Annotated in this window: 15 protein-coding genes and 1 pseudogene; 10 read left to right on the forward strand and 6 right to left on the reverse strand. The window is 41.5% G+C overall.

The annotated features are described in order from the left end of the window. Positions 1–139: 139 nt before the first annotated feature. The 4 genes from RMY64_RS09240 to RMY64_RS09255 form a co-directional block, all read right to left on the reverse strand. Complete coding sequence (locus RMY64_RS09240) at positions 140–2611, reverse strand: EAL domain-containing protein (protein WP_322699856.1); 2472 nt, start codon at positions 2609–2611, stop codon at positions 140–142. A 21-nt stretch (positions 2612–2632) separates the two neighbouring features. Continuing rightward, the gene (locus RMY64_RS09245) at positions 2633–3670 is read right to left on the reverse strand and encodes a sensor histidine kinase (RefSeq protein WP_322691526.1); all 1038 of its coding nucleotides are present in this window, start codon (positions 3668–3670) and stop codon (positions 2633–2635) included. A 91-nt stretch (positions 3671–3761) separates the two neighbouring features. Further along, entirely contained in the window at positions 3762–4190 is a 429-nt protein-coding gene (locus RMY64_RS09250; RefSeq protein ID WP_292861307.1) for a response regulator, read from the reverse strand. A 15-nt stretch (positions 4191–4205) separates the two neighbouring features. Further along, the gene (locus tag RMY64_RS09255; RefSeq protein WP_322699857.1) at positions 4206–5699 is read right to left on the reverse strand and encodes a sensor histidine kinase; all 1494 of its coding nucleotides are present in this window, start codon (positions 5697–5699) and stop codon (positions 4206–4208) included. Positions 5700–6958: 1259 nt separating this feature from the next. Between RMY64_RS09255 and RMY64_RS09260 the strand changes: the two genes are divergently transcribed. The 9 genes and pseudogenes from RMY64_RS09260 (at position 6959) to RMY64_RS09300 (ending at position 14522) form a co-directional block, all read left to right on the forward strand. After that, complete coding sequence (locus tag RMY64_RS09260) at positions 6959–7246, forward strand: Mo-dependent nitrogenase C-terminal domain-containing protein (RefSeq protein ID WP_322699858.1); 288 nt, start codon at positions 6959–6961, stop codon at positions 7244–7246. 169 nt (positions 7247–7415) lie between these two features. Continuing rightward, positions 7416–8086 (forward strand): annotated as a pseudogene (locus tag RMY64_RS09265) (response regulator transcription factor). 193 nt (positions 8087–8279) lie between these two features. Continuing rightward, positions 8280–9248, forward strand: coding sequence for an arsenosugar biosynthesis arsenite methyltransferase ArsM (gene arsM, locus RMY64_RS09270; RefSeq protein ID WP_322691528.1), 969 nt, complete (start codon positions 8280–8282; stop codon positions 9246–9248). A gap of 172 nt (positions 9249–9420) precedes the next feature. After that, positions 9421–10386 (forward strand): inorganic phosphate transporter, encoded by a 966-nt coding sequence (locus tag RMY64_RS09275; RefSeq protein ID WP_322699859.1) that lies wholly within the window; start codon positions 9421–9423, stop codon positions 10384–10386. Between the two features lie 43 nt (positions 10387–10429). Then, complete coding sequence (gene arsS, locus RMY64_RS09280; RefSeq protein WP_322699860.1) at positions 10430–11437, forward strand: arsenosugar biosynthesis radical SAM (seleno)protein ArsS; 1008 nt, start codon at positions 10430–10432, stop codon at positions 11435–11437. Then, complete coding sequence (locus tag RMY64_RS09285; RefSeq protein ID WP_322699861.1) at positions 11437–12207, forward strand: SDR family NAD(P)-dependent oxidoreductase; 771 nt, start codon at positions 11437–11439, stop codon at positions 12205–12207. The genes arsS and RMY64_RS09285 overlap by 1 nt, the downstream gene beginning before the upstream one ends. Positions 12208–12269: 62 nt before the next feature. Beyond that, complete coding sequence (locus tag RMY64_RS09290) at positions 12270–12587, forward strand: hypothetical protein (RefSeq protein ID WP_322699862.1); 318 nt, start codon at positions 12270–12272, stop codon at positions 12585–12587. A 69-nt stretch (positions 12588–12656) separates the two neighbouring features. Then, positions 12657–12971: a hypothetical protein gene (locus tag RMY64_RS09295; RefSeq protein WP_322691533.1), complete on the forward strand. Its 315-nt coding sequence runs from the start codon at positions 12657–12659 to the stop codon at positions 12969–12971. 150 nt (positions 12972–13121) lie between these two features. Continuing rightward, the gene (locus RMY64_RS09300) at positions 13122–14522 is read left to right on the forward strand and encodes an ATP-binding protein (protein WP_322699863.1); all 1401 of its coding nucleotides are present in this window, start codon (positions 13122–13124) and stop codon (positions 14520–14522) included. An 8-nt stretch (positions 14523–14530) separates the two neighbouring features. Here the strand turns inward: RMY64_RS09300 and RMY64_RS09305 are convergent, their stop codons facing one another. Then, a complete protein-coding gene (locus RMY64_RS09305; RefSeq protein WP_322699864.1) occupies positions 14531–15451 on the reverse strand; it encodes an alpha/beta hydrolase in 921 nt (306 codons plus the stop codon). Positions 15452–15621: 170 nt separating this feature from the next. Between RMY64_RS09305 and RMY64_RS09310 the strand changes: the two genes are divergently transcribed. Next, complete coding sequence (locus tag RMY64_RS09310; protein ID WP_322699893.1) at positions 15622–16245, forward strand: Uma2 family endonuclease; 624 nt, start codon at positions 15622–15624, stop codon at positions 16243–16245. Here RMY64_RS09310 and RMY64_RS09315 read toward each other — a convergent pair. Next, entirely contained in the window at positions 16240–18852 is a 2613-nt protein-coding gene (locus RMY64_RS09315) for a U32 family peptidase (protein ID WP_322699865.1), read from the reverse strand. The two genes, RMY64_RS09310 and RMY64_RS09315, sit on opposite strands and share 6 nt — an antisense overlap. Positions 18853–18896: the final 44 nt, after the last annotated feature.

Below are 18896 nucleotides of genomic sequence, written 5' to 3' on the forward strand. Positions count from 1 at the left end.
TTAAAACTTGATGCTTTTTAAGAGTAAGTTTAGCTACGCCTCCAAGAATTTGGTTAACAACACAAATTAACTATAGCGGTTCTGAATTAGTTGTAATATCGGGCTTTTGTTGGCTTAGTTACACGAAGCTGAAGACTGGCTAATTTCTAGGTTCAATGCCAGATAAAATTAATGTTTCTACCAACGTGCGATCGAGGGGTTGGGAGAAAAAATATCCCTGTGCATATTTGCATTTCATCACTTGAAGTTGTGCCAGTTGCTCTAGTGTTTCTACGCCCTCTGCTATGACATCTATATTTAGACTCTGTGCTAGAGCGACGATCGCTTGAATAATCTCTAAGTTTTCTCCATTAGCACCAATCTTAGCAATAAAGGAACGATCGATCTTCAAGGCATTACTGGGAAAGCGATGCAGATAACTCAAGGATGAATAGCCGATGCCAAAATCATCTAAGTGTAATTGGATATTCATCTCTTGCAACTGCAATAGCATAAAAGTTGCTAATTGAATATTCTCCATAAGTACGCTTTCGGTAATCTCCAGCTTTAAACTGCCAACTTCTAAACCAGTCTCTTGGATAATTTGGTTAATTTGCTCAATTAGGCTAGGTTGTGAAAACTGCTTAGTGGAAAGATTTACACTGATTGTTAAAGGTGGGTCAGTAGGAAATTGTAGTTGCCAAGCACGCATCTGCCGACAAGCCTCGCCTAGTACCCAATAACCAATAGGGATAATCAGCCCAGTTTCTTCTGCCAAGGGAATAAAGCTGTCTGGAGATATTAATCCGTATTGCGGGTGCTGCCAGCGAACGAGAGCCTCGAAGCCAATAATTTTGTAAGTTTCTAATAAAATAATTGGCTGGTAGTAAACCTGAAACTCCTGGCGTTCAACTGCCCGTCGTAGATCCATCTCTAACTCTAATAGCTTTGTAACTTGGGTGTACATGGTTGAGTCAAATATTTCATGGCGTGCCTTACCCAATGCTTTAGCGCGATACATTGCAATGTCAGCATCGCGCAAGAGTTCCTCCGGTCGGTTGTAAGTACCCTTGCTCAGGGCGATGCCAATACTGACGGTGGTAAATACCTCGTACCCACTGAGTTGGAACGCAGATGTCAGAACTTCGTGTATCCGCTCCACTACGCTTGTTACGTCATTGGCATTTTGGAGATCGTCAAGCAAAATTGTAAACTCATCTCCCCCTAGACGGGCAACTGTGTCTCCAGCCCGCAGGCAATTTTCTAATCTACGAGCAAGGGCAGTTAGTAGTTGATCTCCAATTGTATGACCGAGACTATCGTTGACAACTTTGAAGCGATCTAAATCTAGAAAGAGAACAGCGAATCTATAATCTGCACGTCGTTTTGTCAGCATGAGCGCCCGTTCTAGCCGTTCCATAAATAAGGCACGGTTTGGCAGTTTGGTTAGTATATCGTGAAAGGCATCATGAATTAATTGCGCCTCTGCCAGTTTTAGAGCAGTAATGTTGCGAGAAATACTTAAAACAAAATATACTGAACCATCGCTAGCCAATTCAGGCACAAGACGGGTATGGTAATGTCTTGTTTGCTGGGCGATCGCTAAACTGCATTCAAACTCCGTTTCTTGCTTGGTTTGGAAAACTTGCCGAAGCTTGCGATCGCATATCCAGCAAAATTCTTCCGGCAGATTTAACTCTGCGTTTGTTTTGCCGATAAATGTTTCGGCTGATATTCCTGTAATGTTTTCAATAACTGGATTAACGTAAACGTAGCGCAATTGAGGGTTAAATCTGGAAATAATATCGGGTGCATTTTCAATTAGTGCTTTGAATTCTTGCTGGCGACGTGCTAATGCTTCCAGAATTTGGTTGCGCTCGGTGATATCCTGAAAGACCAAAACTGCACCCGTGATATTACCGTTATCATCTTTAATCGCTGCAACACTATCATCAATTGGTATTTCTGTACCGTTTTTAGCGATAAGTATCCTCTGTTCTGGTAGATCGATAGTAACGCCAGACTGAAGGACTTGCGTTACAGGACTTTCAATTATTATACGAGTTTTTTTAGGAGCAATATTGAATACTTCTGCTGCTTCTTTACCAAACGCATCTGAATAATTCCAACCCGTCAGTACCTCCGCAATTGGATTCATAAAAGTCACAGTTCCAGATTCGTCGCTAGTAATCACAGCATCTCCAATACTTTTAAGTACAGTAGTCAGCCATTGTTCATTCTGTTTTAATTTTTTTTCCGTCCGATGTTTAGAAAGAGTAATTTCAATCGTGAATTTTAATTCTTTTTCTTTAAAAGGCTTGAGAATGTAGCCAAACGGCTCTGTTACCTTTGCTCGATTCAATGTTGATTCATCTGCATTAGCAGTCAGATATATGACTGGAATATTAAAAATATTATGAATTATCTGAGCAGCCTCCACACCGTCCATATTTCCTTTGAGGTGAATATCCATTAAAACTAAATCTAAAGAATCGTCTGCTGCTTTCTTAATTGCTTCTTCTCCAGAATCAGCAAGCCCTATAACAGTGTATCCAAATTTCCTGAGCCGATTTTGTATATCCATTGCCACGATGAATTCATCTTCAACAACTAATATATTTACTGGGTTCATGTTTTTATTGAAAATTTAAATTTATAAATTTTTAGTCGGAAATATAATTTTATACTTTACTCCGTTATTGCTGCTAAAATCGATATTGCCTTTTAGCTGATGTGTTAGACCTTTTACTAATCGCAGACCTAATGATTCTGTATTGTGAAAGTCAAAATCTTGGGCAAAACCGACACCATTATCACTGATGGCAAGTATATATAAGTTTACTCCATCAAAGCGAAAGTCAATAGAAATTTCTCCCCCCTCTGTTTGGGGAAATGCATATTTTAGGGAATTTGAAATAAGTTCATTGATAATTAAGCCGCAAGGAATAGCTGCATCAATGGCTAGAAAAACCTCCTCAACATTCATTTTCAAGGTAATAGCGCTGGAATTAACGTTGTATGAATAAAATAAATTAGTTACTAAATCTTGGATATAGTCGGCAAAATTAATCCTTGCCAAGTCTTGAGATTGATATAGTTTCTCGTGGATCAGAGCCATTGATTCAATCCGGTTCTGGCTATCTTTGAATACCTCAAGAGCTTGATTGTCCTTGAGATACTCTGCTTGCAGGTTGAGCAGACTAGAAATAATCTGCAAGTTATTTTTTACTCGATGATGAATTTCTTTCAATAGCACCTCTTTTTCTTGAAGCGATGCTTTAATCTGCTCCTCTGCTTGTTTACGCTCCCGTCTCACTAGTGCTTCGCGCAACTCGCGGGCAACAGCAGGGGTTAGTCGCGCTAAATTGCCTTTGATGATGTAGTCATGGGCACCAGCCTTCATGGCGGCGACTGCGGTATCTTCACCAATAGTTCCTGAGACGATAATGAATGGCAGGTCAAGTCCACTTTCCTTAACCTGCTTCAATGCAGCAGGGGCGCTAAAGGTGGGCATAGAATAATCGCAGATAACGATATCCCATGTTTGCTCTTTGATCGCAGCTTTCATGGCTGTGGGTGTATCAATCCGTTCAAAGGTTACTTCGTAGCCACCACGTTGTAGTTCGCGCAGCAGCAACAAAGCGTCGTCTTCTGAATCCTCAACAAGTAATACGCGCAGTGGTACACTCATGTAATTCGTAATTCGTAATTCGTAATTCGTAATTCGTAATTAAGAAAGTCAGCCTTACGTCTATAACCTGATTTTGGAGGATTGGGAGAAGCTATATTCTTGGTGGTGATTCGTTTAAGACAAACCAGTACAATCCTAGTTGTCGCACTGCTTCACTGAATTGGGAAAAGTCTACTGGTTTGCGAACATAGCTGTTGGCTCCCAAGCTGTAACCATTGATTAAGTCTTGCTCCTCTTTGGAGGAGGTGAGAATGACGACGGGAAGGATTTTTGTCCTGTCATCGGTTCGCAGGTGTCGTAAAACTTCCAGACCATCCATTTTAGGCAGTTTCAAATCCAAGAGGATGATATGGGGCATAACGTTCATGTCGCGATCGGCGTATACACCTTTACCAAAGAGATAATCTAGAGCTTCCACCCCATCCCGTGCTACTACTACCTCGTTCATAATATTGTTTTTCTTGAGTGCCCGTAGGGTGAGCGCTTCATCGTCAGGATTGTCTTCTACAAGTAAAATCATGTTGTATTCCTCTAGTTAAAGGGTGAAGTAAAATGTTGCGCCTTGCTCCACTACGCTTTCTGCCCACACACGGCCACCATGACGGTGAACAATGCGCTGCACAGTAGCTAATCCGATGCCAGTGCCTTCAAACTCAGTCATGGCGTGTAGGCGCTGAAAAGCACCGAAGAGTTTCTCAACATAGGCCATATCGAAGCCTGTGCCATCATCACAGACAAAATACACGTGGCTGTCATCTTGCTGTAAAAGCCCAAATTCTATTCGGGCTTTTTGATGTTTACCTGTAAACTTCCACGCATTACCCAGTAGGTTTTCTAGCACGATCCGTAACAGATGAGCATCACCATTAGCAACCAATCCCGGCGTAATGATAAACTCTACTTGGCGTTCTGGTTGGGTTTTGTGCAACTCTGTAGCGATCGCCTCCACCAATGCGCTCAGATCGACCTTTTCGTAACGCATCTCACTACGCGTTAATCGTGACAGATTCAGTAAATCGTCGATCAGTTGGGCCATTCGCTGGGTGGCTGCACGCACTCGCTGAAGGTAGTTTTGACCTAATGCGTCCAGCTTGTCAGCATAATCTTCTAAAAGTGCTTGACTAAAGCCGTCGATGCTCCGCAAAGGGGCGCGCAGGTCGTGAGACACAGAATAACTAAATGCTTCCATCTCTTTGTTAGTGGCTTCGAGTTGTGCTGTGCGTTCTGCAACTCGCTGCTCAAGCTGGACGTTCAGACGCAGAATCTCTGACTCCGCCTTTTTGCGCTCATTAATTTCAGTTTGCAATTCTTCGTTAGTGTTTCTCAGTTCGGCAGTCTGTTTGTTAACCTCTATTTCTAACTCATCGCGAGCCTTTTGCAGAGAATTTTCCATCCGTTTGCGTTTAACGAGTTCCTGATTGGTGATTGTGGCTGCGAAACCGACGATAAGAGAAGCGATAATGCTGCCAAAAATAGTCAGCAAAGTTGTTTGATGAGCGCTGGCGTTCGCTTTTATCGATCGCTGTTTCAACAACTCATTCTCTTCTTTTTCCATAGCTGTAGTCAGCATTCGGATGTCCTCCATAATTTGCTGACCCCGATCTGTTTGAACTATTTGCAGCGCAGACTCTAAATTTTTGTTTCTCGCGTCGATCGTCTGTTCAATCAAAACCAGTTTTTTGATTATCAGGGGTTCAAGGCGATCGAGCCGCCGCTGTTGATTCGGGTTATCCACAGTCAATTGGCGCAGAGTCTTAAGTTTCTGAGCAATCTCGCCAGTTGCACTGCGGTAGGGTTCCAAATACCGTTCTTTGCCTGTGAGAAGATAGCCTCGTTGTCCAGTCTCTGCATCTTTAATCTGTGACATTACTTCTTTTGTCTTTTCAAGCACCTCGCGTGTATGTGTTACCCATTGAGCGTTTTCTCTATACTGAAGCAAACTAAGGTATGAGATGATGCCAACACCAGTCATAATTGCGACTGCTATTACAAAACTGCCTGTATTCTTTTTGTAAATAGCCCATTCCATTTTTTACCTTCCTAGTTGAAAAAATAGCTGCTGGCTAAATTGGTAAAAACGGTGAGCCAGTGCTGTAGAACGGTAACAGTTGCTCTCTACTGGCTATCTTCTTTTGTTTACGTTCGCGAACAGCGTGTCGGAGACAGAGACTGTGCCAATGAGACGAACCGCGATCGCTGCGTTAGCGCCGTTAGAATCGTCACGCGTTCCCGTCTTTGAAAGAGAAGGGTGACTAGCTGTCCAACTACTCGTCATAGTTTTAGTAACTAATACCAAGTTTCTTAACTTTGAGAGCGAATTAGCTCTAATAAAGGATATCCATATTAATTAATGATTGTGACCGTATATTTGCTGAGACATGAGAAGGCAAATAATAACTTTTGTTAACTAATTCAGTATATTTCCGTAGCTATTTTCCCCAAATTTTCGCTTGCATAAATTACATTGACATGCTATAAAACACCAGTAATTGCACGTAAAAATCTTTACTCATATTAGCTTGATATTAAATTGATTAATAAATACGTAGACTAGATATAGCAATCTGATTTGATTTCTGAATTAATCGTAGGGACTGGGGACTGGGGATGGTGGGGCCCCCTCTGGGGATAAGGGGTAATGGGGACTGGGAAGAAGGAATAAAGCTGTACTGAGTTTTTTTCAAAAATCAAATATGAGTCCTATAGAAACATAAAGTACTATCAGTAACCTGAAAAATTCTGCATCGTTCAGGGATTGAGCCGAAATGTTTGTCAAATAGTTGCAATTTGCTGAAAAGCCTTGTCCTATCTGCCTTTTTGCCCTGAAAAGGAGCTTCTTTACTAGAGAAAGGTTACGGGGTTCAGTTTTGGATGGGTTTTTCAATATGAAGTGAAAAGTCAGAACAAATTATCGCGAACTGTAGTACTTGAATGTGTAGTTAACACTAATCTTTCTACCTCTGTAGAGAACCAAAGAAAAAATAATAAGGGACATCCAAAAATTCAATTACTCAATTTTTGCATCCAATAGGAGCAGGGGGGACAAGGGGACGAGGGGACAAGGCAGACAAGGGGACGAGGGGACGAGGGGGACAAGGGGACAAGGTAGACAAGGTAGCAATATCTCTACCTTGTCTCTCCCCGGACAAGAGTCTTCCCAAAGCGATTGATTATTTTTTTATTTGGAAGTCCCTAAGTGCATAAAACTACAAAACCTAACTGTATTTATTTATAGAGGTTCAAATACAAAAAACTCAATTTAGTTTGAAATTATCAAGGTAAAAAATTATGACAAGCTTTATTCAAGTTCACTCACACAACGATCTACTGCACCCAGTCCGCGAGTGGTTGGAAACGATAGAAATTCATAACTCCAAATTGGCTCATTTTCTATGCAAAGCTATTCCTGCTCAATGTCCCTTTGAGCGAGATATCATGCTGGTTGGCCGGAAGCTATTTCATATTCCACCTATGTGTAAATTAAATCCTCTATACGAGGAAGTGGTTGGTTTGCGTTTTAGAGCACTCTGTTATCTCGCCGATGAATGTGGTGAAGATATCACAGCTTATTGCTGATCGCCAGTTGGATTGTTCTTCGATCGAGCAGCGATCGGTAATTGCAGATTTACGGTTGTTACTTACTCAGGTTTATACTAAGCTAACGTACACCTAATTAGATGTTTGGCTATTAAGTAGCTAACACTATTGTTGCTTCCCGTATCCTGCTGAAATTATTAAGATCATCATGACGCACATCTTACTGATTGAAGATGAGGTCAAACTGGCACGATTTATCGAATTGGAATTGAATTATGAAGGCTATCAAGTCAGTATTGCCTACGATGGATTAACTGCACTCACCGCAGCCAGAGAGTTGCATCTGGATTTAGTAATTTTAGACTGGATGTTGCCTGGTTTGTCGGGGTGGGAAATTTGCAGCCGCCTGCGGAATATCGCCCAGAAAGTGCCGATAATTTTATTAACCGTCAAAGATGAAGTAAGCGATCGCATTGCAGGTTTAGACGCTGGTGCTGATGATTACCTCGTTAAACCCTTCAGCGTTGATGAATTATTAGCCAGAGTCAGCGCTCGCCTACGAAGAAGCAAGTAGAGTACGCAGATGTTTTAGAATTTGAAGACCTAAGTTTAAATCGTCGCACGCGGGAAGTATACCGAGATCGGCAGTTAATTGAGTTAACTGCGAAGGAATTTGATTTACTAGAATATTTATTGGCCCATCCGCGACAGATAATTAACTGCAATCGCATTTTAGAGGAAGTCTGGGGTTATGACTTCATGGGCGATGCCAACATCATTGAACCTTACATTAACTACTTGCGCCTGAAACTTGAAGCCAATAATGAAAAATGTCTCATTCAAACTGCGATCGGTGTTGGCTACACATTGCATGATTGAATTGGAGAGAGACAAGCGAAAGATTTTTCAATAATTCTTCCTTATTCCCTCAGTGCCTATTGCCTAAAAGCAAAAGGCTTCACCATAGCAAACTTTGGCGTTTTTGGCAATCTCTACAAAAACTCATCCAACTTAGAGTTAATTATATTAGGATGCACAAAGCTATCATCCAAAATCCAAAACTCAAAGTGGCATGACCTATCTAGAAACAGCAGCACAGTTCTATGACGAAGTTGCCCAAACCCCACAAGTTGGACTTTGTTGTGTACAAAGTACGCCTCTGCAACTACCAGGATTGAAAATTTCTTTGCCAATGCAGGAAATGAATTATGGTTGTGGCACCACTGTTCACCCCACTGAACTAGGAAACCAACCTACTGTGCTGTACGTCGGTGTTGGTGGCGGTTTAGAAGCGTTGCAATTCGCTTATTTTTCCCGTTATGCAAGTGCTGTAATTGCCGTTGAACCGGTTGGGGCTATGCGGGAAGCAGCTGCACGTAATTTGGAAATTGCTGCTCGAGAAAACCCCTGGTTCAACACCAGCTTTGTCGAAATCCGCGAAGGTGATGCTTTTAACTTACCTGTTGCTGATGCTAGCGTCGATATCGTGGCACAAAATTGTCTTTTCAATATCTTTGAACCAGAAGATTTAACTCGTGCTTTAAAAGAAGCATATCGGGTGTTAAAACCAGGTGGACGCTTGCAGATGAGCGATCCAATTGCGACTCGTCCCATTCCAGCACATCTTCAAAAAGATGAGCGGCTGAGAGCCATGTGTTTATCAGGCGCACTCACATATCAAGAGTATACTGAAAAAATTATAAATGCTGGTTTTGGTCAAGTTGAAATTCGTGCCCGTCGGCCTTATCGCCTACTAGATTCCCAGACTTATAATTTAGAAGAAAACCTACTTTTAGAAAGTCTGGATTCAGTCTCATTTAAAGTTGTCATTCCAGAAGATGGTGCTTGCATTTTCACTGGGAAAACAGCAATTTATGCTGGTTCTGAACTTTTCTTTGACGATTTGGCAGGTCATATACTTCAGCTAGGTATTCCGGCTGCGGTGTGTGATAAAACGGCTGCTAACCTTGCTGTTAGTAACCCAACAGAAATAATTGTTACCAATTCAACCTGGCACTATAGCGGTGGTGGCTGCTGTTAATTTATTTAAGAAAGAATTCAGATGTCAGGAGCCAGAATGGGCTAAACCTTAGTTATCCGCTAACAGAATGGTTCTGTGCAACTGGGTGATGAATGCACAATTTCAATATTTTCACTAATTACATTCTGAATTCTAGATTCTGAATTCTGACTTCTTTTTTATAAACTCCAAAATGTTGTTAATAAGTCTGTTTTTAGCTACGCTTTTTTTAGCATATTCAAATGGAGCAAATGATAATTTTAAAGGTGTAGCGACGCTGTTTGGTAGCCGAACTAGCAGCTATCAAACAGCAATTTTATGGGCAACTTTCACAACTTTTGCTGGTGCAATAACTGCGACTTTTTTGGCAGGAGCGTTAATTAAAAACTTCTCTGGAAAAGGACTATTACCTGATGCGATCGCTAATTCTCCAGAGTTTCATCTTGCAGTGGCGATCGCCACTGGATTGACTGTAATCATTGCTAGCCTCATCGGGTTTCCCATTTCCACAACTCACAGTTTAACAGGTGCGCTGGTTGGCGCTGGATTAGTTGCGATCGGACTACAAGTTAATTTTGCAGCTTTAGGAACTTCCTTTATTTTGCCTTTATTACTCAGTCCGATCGTTGCTATTCCCTTGTCCACAGGAATTTACAGCTTATCTGGCTATATTAATTCAAAATGGCATCTACCAGTCAACCAAAAAATGATTGATGCTTGTCATTTTTTAAGCGCTGGAATTGTCAGTTTTGCTAGAGGATTCAATGATACTCCTAAGATTGTTTCTCTTATCCTAATTATTGAGTATTTCTCGATTCAGGGAGGAGCGATCTTGATAGCGATCGCAATGGCACTTGGCGGTTTACTCAACTCCCAAAAAGTTGCAATAACCATGAGTGAAAAGATTACTTCAATGAATCATACTCAAGGCTTATCAGCAAATATAGTAACTGGTATTCTGGTCATTGCAGCTACTTGGTTTGGGCTTCCAGTGTCTACCACTCACGTTTCAGTTGGTTCTATTTTTGGTGTTGGATTAATTAACAAAAAATCTAAATCTAATACTCGTGTTTTTTATCAAATTTTCCTATCGTGGATTTTAACTTTACCAACTGCTGCAATTATTAGTGCAATAACCTACAGATTATTGCAAGGTTAGAAAAATTGAAAATTGTTGTGCAATTTTTTAGGAGTAGTAACTAATGCAAACTCAAGCAAAAATTATACGAGATACAGCAGTCACAGCCTTTAAAAATAAACTCAGTTCACCTTTGACAAAAAAAGGAATCACTGTTTTACAAATTAATCTAGGTAAGCGTTGTAATCTTGCTTGTACACACTGTCATGTAGAAGCCGGGCCAAAACGTACAGAAGAACTTTCTCCTGAAATTTGCGAACAATTGATTTCACTAATCCATAAATTTCCTGAGATTAAAATTGTGGATTTGACTGGTGGCGCACCTGAAATGAATTATGGATTTAAGCCACTGGTAGAAGCAGCAAAAGCAACTGGTAAACAAGTTATTGTCCGGTCTAATTTGGCGATTTATTTTGAAGATGGATTTGGTGATTTACCAGAATACTTTGCCCAACACCAAGTAAGAATTGTGGCTTCTCTACCCTGTTACCTAGCAGATAATGTTGATAAAATGCGAGGTACTGGTGTTTTTGATAGTTCAGTCAAAGCTTTGCAGTGGCTTAACCAAATGGGCTATGGTAAAGACCAAAATTTAATTTTGGACTTGGTTTTTAATCCCCAGTTACCCACCGATGAAAAATTTTCTTTAGCTCCCGAACAGAGCAATCTAGAACGAGATTACAAAATGTTCTTACAAGAACATTTTAATATTGTGTTTAACAACCTCTTTACCTTTACTAATCTACCAGTTGGTAGAACAAAAATGCATTTAGAACGAAGAAAACTGTACGCTAGCTATTTGCAGTTTTTAGAGTCGCATTTTAATCCCAGCACAGTTGAACATTTAATGTGTCGCGATGAACTTTCAATTGACTATCTGGGCAATGTATATGATTGTGACTTTAACCAAATGATGAATTTGCCTGCAAAAACTCGCAATGGTGAAACTTTAACAGTTGGCAAATTATTAGAAGCTGGCAATTTAGACTTAATTAATGAGGTACAAACTGCTGCTTATTGCTATGGTTGTACTGCTGGGTGTGGTTCTAGTTGTGGTGGTGCTTTGCTCTAATGTCTTTTATCGATGAAATTAATCCTGTCAATGCTTTGATTGTGGGAGCCAGCCAAGGTATTGGTTTAGGTTTTGTGAAAAAATTGCTACACGAGCGCACAATAGCTAAAATTTATGCAACTTCTCGTCAACCGAAATTGTCCTCAGAGTTAATAGCTCTTGCAGACGAATGTCCTGAGCGATTAATTTGTTTGGAGATGGATATTACTGACGAGTTACAAATTATTGAAGCTGTTCAAAAAATACATACTCAAGTTGATAAACTGCATTTGGTAGTCAACTGTGTAGGACTGTTACATGAAGATACTTTGCAACCTGAAAAAAGCTTAAAACAGATCAATTCAGAAAATTTGCTGCGCTACTTTCAGATAAATAGTATTGGTGCTGTCTTACTGGCTAAACATTTATTGCCTCTGTTTCGTCACGGAGAACGCAGCGTGTTCGCCACTATTTCTGCTAAATTGGGCAGTATTGGCGATAATCAACTTGGTGGATGGTATGGCTATCGGGCTTCTAAAGCAGCACTCAATATGTTGATGCGAACTGCGGCAATTGAGTATAAAAGAAGTTGTCCGAAAGCATTAATAGTAACATTACATCCTGGTACAACTGATACCCGCCTTTCTCGTCCTTTCCAAAGAAATGTCCCTGCGGAAAAATTATTTTCAGTAGAACGTACTGTTACCCAATTATTGGCTGTCATCGAACAGCTTCAAGACGGCGATAGTGGACACTTTTTCTCATGGGATGGGAGCAGATTGCCTTGGTAACTGCGTTACGCTGATGCTAATGAAACCTACGTTATTTGTAACCTCAGCCTATGAAGTTTTTTGTGCCAGCAGCCAAAGATGATATCAAAGCAGAGCAGGTGTATAGTGCTCTTGCTCAGTCTCTTCAAGCACCAATAACCGAAAAGCGTATTTGGAAGTTACAGTGGCGCGATCGCGAAATTGATATGGAATGCGAGGTAGGGAAAGCTTTACCATCCTCTTACCAAAGTGGGAAAGAGCTAGTTTTGGCAATCTTTGAGTGTGAAAACCTTTATAAGATTTGTACTCTTACCCGTGGAGGAGTAAAGGGAGAACCTATTTTGGTTGAAAAAAACTCTCAGTCCTCAGCAATATATTTTTCGGATAATGTACATAATTGACTCTGCATTTGAAGGTGCGATCGCAATGCTAACGTAGTAGATAAAATCGCCCACCAGATATCTCAAGCTATGACTAACATTCAGATTTCCTTACCTGAGTCGATGAAAGTCTTTGTCGAAGAACAAGTAGCTAAAGGCGGTTATAGTTCAGCTAATGAATATCTTCAAGAGCTAATCTTTCAAGACCAACAGCGCAAAATTCAAGAAGGAAAACGCGCTCAGTTGATGGCAAAGCTTCAGACACAGGCTCAACTGAACGATGAAAAGTTTGAAGTCGTTGCAGATAAGTTAGCTGACGAATTTACGCTATGTGTTGGGTCAAATTTAGCAATGCTGTCAGATTATGCTGTGACTCGTGAGAGCATTTACGAGGATCATCCTTAGCAGTGGTATACCTCATAGATACTAATATCCTGGTGCGTTTTATAGATCGCACTTTTGTAACAAATTCTATAGTACAAATATACTTAAATAGATAAAAGTGCGTTAATTTGGTGCTAACGTACCTTGCTTAATAGTAAATTAAAGCTAAAAATGGGAAGTATCTATAATCAAGATTTCTTTAATAATTTAGTTTTGAATCCATCTGAAAGTTTATCTGTAGAGATTAAAAGATGGATCGATCCTCAATCTAAAGAGGGTATGGCGAAGATAGCCAAGGCTTGCATTGCCCTCAGAAATAATGATGGAGGTATATTTTTGATTGGTTTCAACAATGATGGTTTTCCTGATATTCAAGGAGCGCATCAAAATCCAAGAGAAAGTTTTCATTCTGATGTTATTCAGTCTATTGCCAGTAAATTTTGCAGTCAACCTTTTGAAGTAACAATTCACTATCTTAAAAAAGATGGTCAAGAGTATCCAGCATTAGAGATTCCTTCTGGATTTATAACACCTGTAGCAGCAAAGGCTGGCTTAAAGGATGAACAAGGTAAGGATCTAATTAAAGCTCATAGTGTTTATGTGCGAAGTCTGAATACAAATAATACTGTTAGCAGTTCAGAACCTCGCTGTAATGACTGGGAACGCATCATGAATTTATGCTTTGAAAATCGTGAAGCAGATATTGGTCGTTTTTTACGCCGCCATCTTGGTGGTGTCACGCCTTCTCTGCTCCGTGAATTGGCTTTCACAATTGCACAAGGAATACAACCAGAGGAATCAATTGAAGATATACTGCGATGTTATCTTCAAGAAAGTGAAGAAAGATTTAACACCGTAGTTAAAGAACGTAGTATTACTTTACCGGAGCATGGTACTTCGCAGGTAGCATTAATAATTATTGGAGAAGTACCTCTACACTCTGCAAATGAGCAATTCTTTAATCTCTTGAGTTTTAATAATCCTAAATATACTGGTTGGCCTGTGTGGCTAGATAGTCGAGGTTTCGTTGACAAAGACCAACCTTATGTTTATAACGGAGCTTGGGAAGCGCTTATTGTTAGTCTGGATTCAGGTTGGAGCAAGGACATTGACTTCATGCGGTTCGATCCAAAAGGTAAATTTTATCTGAGGCGAGCATTAGAAGATGATATGTCAGTCAAGAATTACGCACCCCCACCTATGACAGTTCTTGATTTTGCTCTACCTGTAATTAGAACGGCTGAAGCTATAGCAGTTGGTATTGAGTTTGCAAAGGCAATGGGTTGTGAGCCAGAAAAAACGCAATTAGCTTTTGCATTTAAATGGACTGGCTTGCGGGGACGTAGACTTAGTTCTTGGGTAAATCAAGAGCGTTTTATTTATTCACAAGGTTCAGCACATCAAGATGAAGTTTTGGCGTTCGTTAATCTACCGCTTGAAACACCTCGCTCGGCGTTAGCACAGTACGTTAATCAGGCTGTTAGCCCTTTGTTTACGATTTTTAATGGATATCAACTGAGTATAGATGCAATCGAAGATTTAACTCGACGGTTGATAGAAAGAAGATTGTAGTCAGAATACTAAGAACTAGGAAACTCTAACTCAGCGTTTCCCCGTCCTAACTGCACCACCTCAGATGGTAGATGTTGCTCTAACCAATCTTCCAAATCAGCCATTACCTCTCGATAATTGAGGTCACGCTGAATTTCGTGATAGGCTTCTGGATACTCAATTCTCAGCTTATCTGTATACTTTACCCGTTGATAAAAGATGTCGCTTCCCACAGGTAAAGCCACTCGGTCTGCGCCACCGTGGAGAATCAACAATGGTAATTGCCAATCACCTGCGTGAGCATTAATCCAATCAACTGTTGCAAAGAATTCTGTAGCCAGACGGGCAGTAGCAAGGGTATGTCGCAGTGTATCCTGAGTGATCGCAGCTAAAATCTGCGGATCTCGTGAAGCAGTACTGATGTCAATACCTGTATTCAGTGTAAAACGCGGCCACACCCGTGAAAGCATTTTTCCTAAAAGTACCCGAATCGGTGAAACTCCAACTTTCCCCAAGGTTGGCGCAAGAGCGATCGCACCCTGCAATAATGATGCTTGTTGGGGATAGCCCAGAATGTAATCTAAGACAATCACCGCGCCTAAACTGTGACCCAAGAGAAAAACTGGACATCCAGGATTTTGAGTCTGAATTAACTGTAAAAAGGCTCCCAAGTCTTCACGAAACTCACTCCAAGCGTTGATATAGCCTTGCTGACCTGGTGAGCGTCCATGACCGCGCAAGTCTAAGGCGTAGATAGCGTATTGCTTGGGTATCAAATGCTCAATTACATTACTGTAGCGATCGCTGTGCCCTCCAAGTCCATGCACAATAGCTAATATTGCCCGGACTTTACCCTCTGGATGCCAGCTTTGGTAATACAGTTCAAGTCCTCCAACACCTGTAAATCTGCCTTCTTTACCAGAAGCTAGGCGATCGCTATGGTCAATCATACGGTTAATTTTTTACGTATTCTCCCAACAAGCTACTAAAAAGTCAACATTTATAGTAATTACAGTTAATTGAGTTACCCTCATCTATTTAAAGTATCTTGAAAATAATTCCCCAACTTCTAACCGTGGGTTGGTTAATGATCTCTAAACCAGAGTCAGGAGTAAGTGTGATGTTTCAAGCCTTACCAAAAACGATCGCTTTTGAAGAATTCCTCAATTGGAAGCCAGACGGCGGATGTTATGAACTACACGATGGGGTAATTGTTGAAATGCAGCCAGTAGGAGATCATGAAGAGATTAATGGTTTTTTAGCGGGTGAAATCACTTTAGAGTTCAAACGATTAAAACTTCCATACCTCATACCCAAGCAAGCGCTGGTTAAGGTTCCTGACAAAGAATCAGGTTATTCGCCTGATGTGATAGCGATCGATCAAAAGAATCTTTCAGCAGAACCGATGTGGAAAAAGTCTTCAACGGTTACTCAAGCTGCGTCGGTTCCACTAGTTATTGAAGTCGTCAGTACTAATTGGAGGGATGACTATGCATCCAAGCTGGTTGACTACGAAACTTTTGGTGTTCCTGAATACTGGATTGTTGATTATTTAGCTTTGGGCGGTAGAAGGTATATAGGTAATCCCAAACAACCGACTATTTCGGTTTATTATTTGGTGGATGGTGAGTATCAAGTTAACCTGTTTCGGGGTAATGACCGGATTGTATCGCCCACTTTCCCAGAATTGAATTTGACCGCCGAACAGATTTTTCAAGCTGGGCGTTCAGAAAATCAATTATGAGCGCAGTGCTGATACTCCCATAGGGCCACGAGTCACACCCAGCTGATTTTGCAACTTCAACTCGCGCCAGAGTTGGGAACCTGTAATCTCACCTTGCAATAATTGACTATAAAAATGTATTGTTTTACTCACTTGTTCTGGTGTTTCATTCACAAATTCGATGCGAAACTGACGTAATCCCAGTTCTATGAGGCGCTGTACGTACTCGGCTCCCGTTTGAGCAGTGCCGTTAAATACAGTATTTCGACAACCTACATCTGCTTTAATAACGTGTTCGCTACCTACACGGTCTTTTAATTTCACTTCCTGCTTTTCACAAGGTCGTCCACAGTTGGTGTAATCTGTACCCGTTGAGAGAAAGGCGCAAAAAACACAATGCTCCATGTGAAACATCGGTATATGCTGATGGATTGTTACCTCAAACCACTGGGGTGGACAACTAGTGAGCAGGTCTTGTAGTTGGGTAATATTCAGGTCATAAGATGCCGTCAGCCGTTCTAAACCAAAGTGTTGCTGAAAGTAGTCTGCTGTTAAGGGATTAGCAATGTTGAGCGAAAAATCTCCGATACAACGGTCTGCTGCAAAGAATTGCAATTGGTCATAATTTCGTATCAGATAGCCATCCGCTTCCGAGGCGCGTACTTGCTGCAAAATCCAATTTTCTCCCGGTTTGGTAATTCGGGGTGGTGCAACCCAAATTGTGGGGAGTTGGGAATTAGGAGTTAGGAGTGCTGAGTTATCAGTTAAAAGTGAAGAATTTTCTGCTTTGTTTTTTTGCTGTTGCTGGCGCACCATTTGCACCGCTTCTTGGTAGGCACGGGGGTCTTCAAATTCACAATACAGTGTTTCAATACCAGCTTTGAGGGCGGCTTGGAGTTGCTTGAGATTTCGTACTAGGACGATGAGTGAAGGAAATGTAGCTTTAGCTTCCCGCAGGGTGGGAGATGAGGGGAGTAAGTTTTGGAAAGAGACATCAGAAGCTAACTGCCAGCGTTTGGGTTGACTTCGCAATTCTTCCAACTGTGCTACGATTTCCCGCCGCATCCGGTTCAACTCACTTACGGGTAGCATAATAGCGCCGCTGAGGTGGTTGGTTAGTGTTCCTAAACAGAAAGGGGTGTTACCGAGACGACCGAATTGTTCTTTTAAACGGTCTGTATCTAGTGGTTTGGTGTGCGCTTCAACTAGAGAAGTTGCAGATTCTACCTGTACAATATTACCGAGTTTATCGCGGGCGATCGCAATCAATGCCTGATCAACTTCTCCATAAACCTCTACATCAATCGGACGTTGAAATTGAGGATTCTCGCCAGCAAAACTCTGCCGCAATTGCTTATCGAGTTCTGGATCGCTGGTTTTCCAAATGCGATCGCCTATATGCACTCGGCGCAGGTTCAAGTCATTTCGCCCAAATGTCAGCATGGTTTCTTTACCTTTGGATACCACAGCATAAACCCGGCCGCCTTCTTCCTTCGCCTCTGGATGACCGCAGTCAAACACAATTCCATCTCCCGGTTTTACAGGCGCTTCCAGTTTGACTGTTACCTGTTCGTTGTGAATGCGGCTGACTTCACCTAAATAAACCCCACGTTTTTTGCCAAAGCGGGCGTGAACTAATTCCTGATTATTAATCCCGCCAAACCAGCCCGTGTAGAGTCCGCGAGAAAATGCCATTTCTAGGTTGTAATGTTCTTGGTCTGATTGACCTTTCCCCCCTTCCCTTGTAGGCAAAGAGGGGTTAGGTCTTTCCAATTCTGTCATTACACTATCCAAAGCTTGCCGATAAACACGGGTAACATTAGCAACATACTCTGGAGCTTTCAGACGACCTTCAATCTTGAGACAAGTTACTCCTGATTTCACCAAATCGGGCAGAACGTCTAACCCTGCTAAGTCTTGAGGACTGAGTAAATATTTGCGATCTTTTAAATTCACAACTTCCCCATCGGCGATTAAATCGTAGGGCATCCGGCAAGCTTGGGCACATTCACCTCGGTTAGCAGAACGTCCGCCTAAAGCCTCGCTAGTCAAACACTGACCGGAATACGCTACGCACAAAGCACCGTGAACAAAAACTTCTAAGGGCAGCGAAGTTTCTTGTTGGGCAATCTGCTGCTGAATTTTATTGATTTCTTTGAGAGAACATTCACGTGCCAGCACTATCAATTGACAGCCAAGAGATTTGGCAAATTCCACCCCAGCCGCACTGGTGATGGTCATTTGCGTGGAAGCATGGATGGGAAAATCGGGCGAAAGTTGACGGATGAGACGGCATATACCAATATCTTGAACGATCGCTGCATCCACACCAGCTGCAATAATTGTGCGGAGATATTGCTGTGCTTCTGCTAGTTCTTTGGGAAATATGAGTGTGTTGACAGTGACATAACCCTTTACGCCCCGACGGTGCAGGAATGTCATCAATTGGGGTAAGTCCGCCTCAGTAAAATTTTCTGCCCGCATTCTGGCGTTAAACCGATCCAAACCGAAGTAAATTGCATCTGCCCCATTTTCCACAGCAGCTTTAGCACACTCCCAATTACCTGCTGGCGCAAGTAGTTCAGGACGTTGAAGGGAAAGTTGCAAAGGGGAGATATCGCTTTTCATTAGATTTAGGGAGGGTTAACTAGCACCATAGTGATTTTATCGAA

Origin of the sequence: Nostoc sp. DedQUE08, from assembly GCF_034530895.1 — a bacterium.
Lineage (GTDB): Bacteria > Cyanobacteriota > Cyanobacteriia > Cyanobacteriales > Nostocaceae > Nostoc.

Coding starts and splice junctions, on each gene's coding strand:
- RMY64_RS09255 (WP_322699857.1), bottom strand. CDS start 5,699: ATGGAATGGGCTATTTACAAAAAGAATACAGGCAGTTTTGTAATAGCA.
- RMY64_RS09260 (WP_322699858.1), top strand. CDS start 6,959: ATGACAAGCTTTATTCAAGTTCACTCACACAACGATCTACTGCACCCA.
- RMY64_RS09295 (WP_322691533.1), top strand. CDS start 12,657: ATGACTAACATTCAGATTTCCTTACCTGAGTCGATGAAAGTCTTTGTC.
- RMY64_RS09300 (WP_322699863.1), top strand. CDS start 13,122: ATGGGAAGTATCTATAATCAAGATTTCTTTAATAATTTAGTTTTGAAT.
- RMY64_RS09310 (WP_322699893.1), top strand. CDS start 15,622: ATGTTTCAAGCCTTACCAAAAACGATCGCTTTTGAAGAATTCCTCAAT.
- RMY64_RS09315 (WP_322699865.1), bottom strand. CDS start 18,852: ATGAAAAGCGATATCTCCCCTTTGCAACTTTCCCTTCAACGTCCTGAA.
- RMY64_RS09240 (WP_322699856.1), bottom strand. CDS start 2,611: ATGAACCCAGTAAATATATTAGTTGTTGAAGATGAATTCATCGTGGCA.
- arsS (WP_322699860.1), top strand. CDS start 10,430: ATGCAAACTCAAGCAAAAATTATACGAGATACAGCAGTCACAGCCTTT.
- RMY64_RS09305 (WP_322699864.1), bottom strand. CDS start 15,451: ATGATTGACCATAGCGATCGCCTAGCTTCTGGTAAAGAAGGCAGATTT.
- RMY64_RS09245 (WP_322691526.1), bottom strand. CDS start 3,670: ATGAGTGTACCACTGCGCGTATTACTTGTTGAGGATTCAGAAGACGAC.
- RMY64_RS09275 (WP_322699859.1), top strand. CDS start 9,421: ATGTTGTTAATAAGTCTGTTTTTAGCTACGCTTTTTTTAGCATATTCA.
- RMY64_RS09250 (WP_292861307.1), bottom strand. CDS start 4,190: ATGATTTTACTTGTAGAAGACAATCCTGACGATGAAGCGCTCACCCTA.
- arsM (WP_322691528.1), top strand. CDS start 8,280: ATGACCTATCTAGAAACAGCAGCACAGTTCTATGACGAAGTTGCCCAA.
- RMY64_RS09285 (WP_322699861.1), top strand. CDS start 11,437: ATGTCTTTTATCGATGAAATTAATCCTGTCAATGCTTTGATTGTGGGA.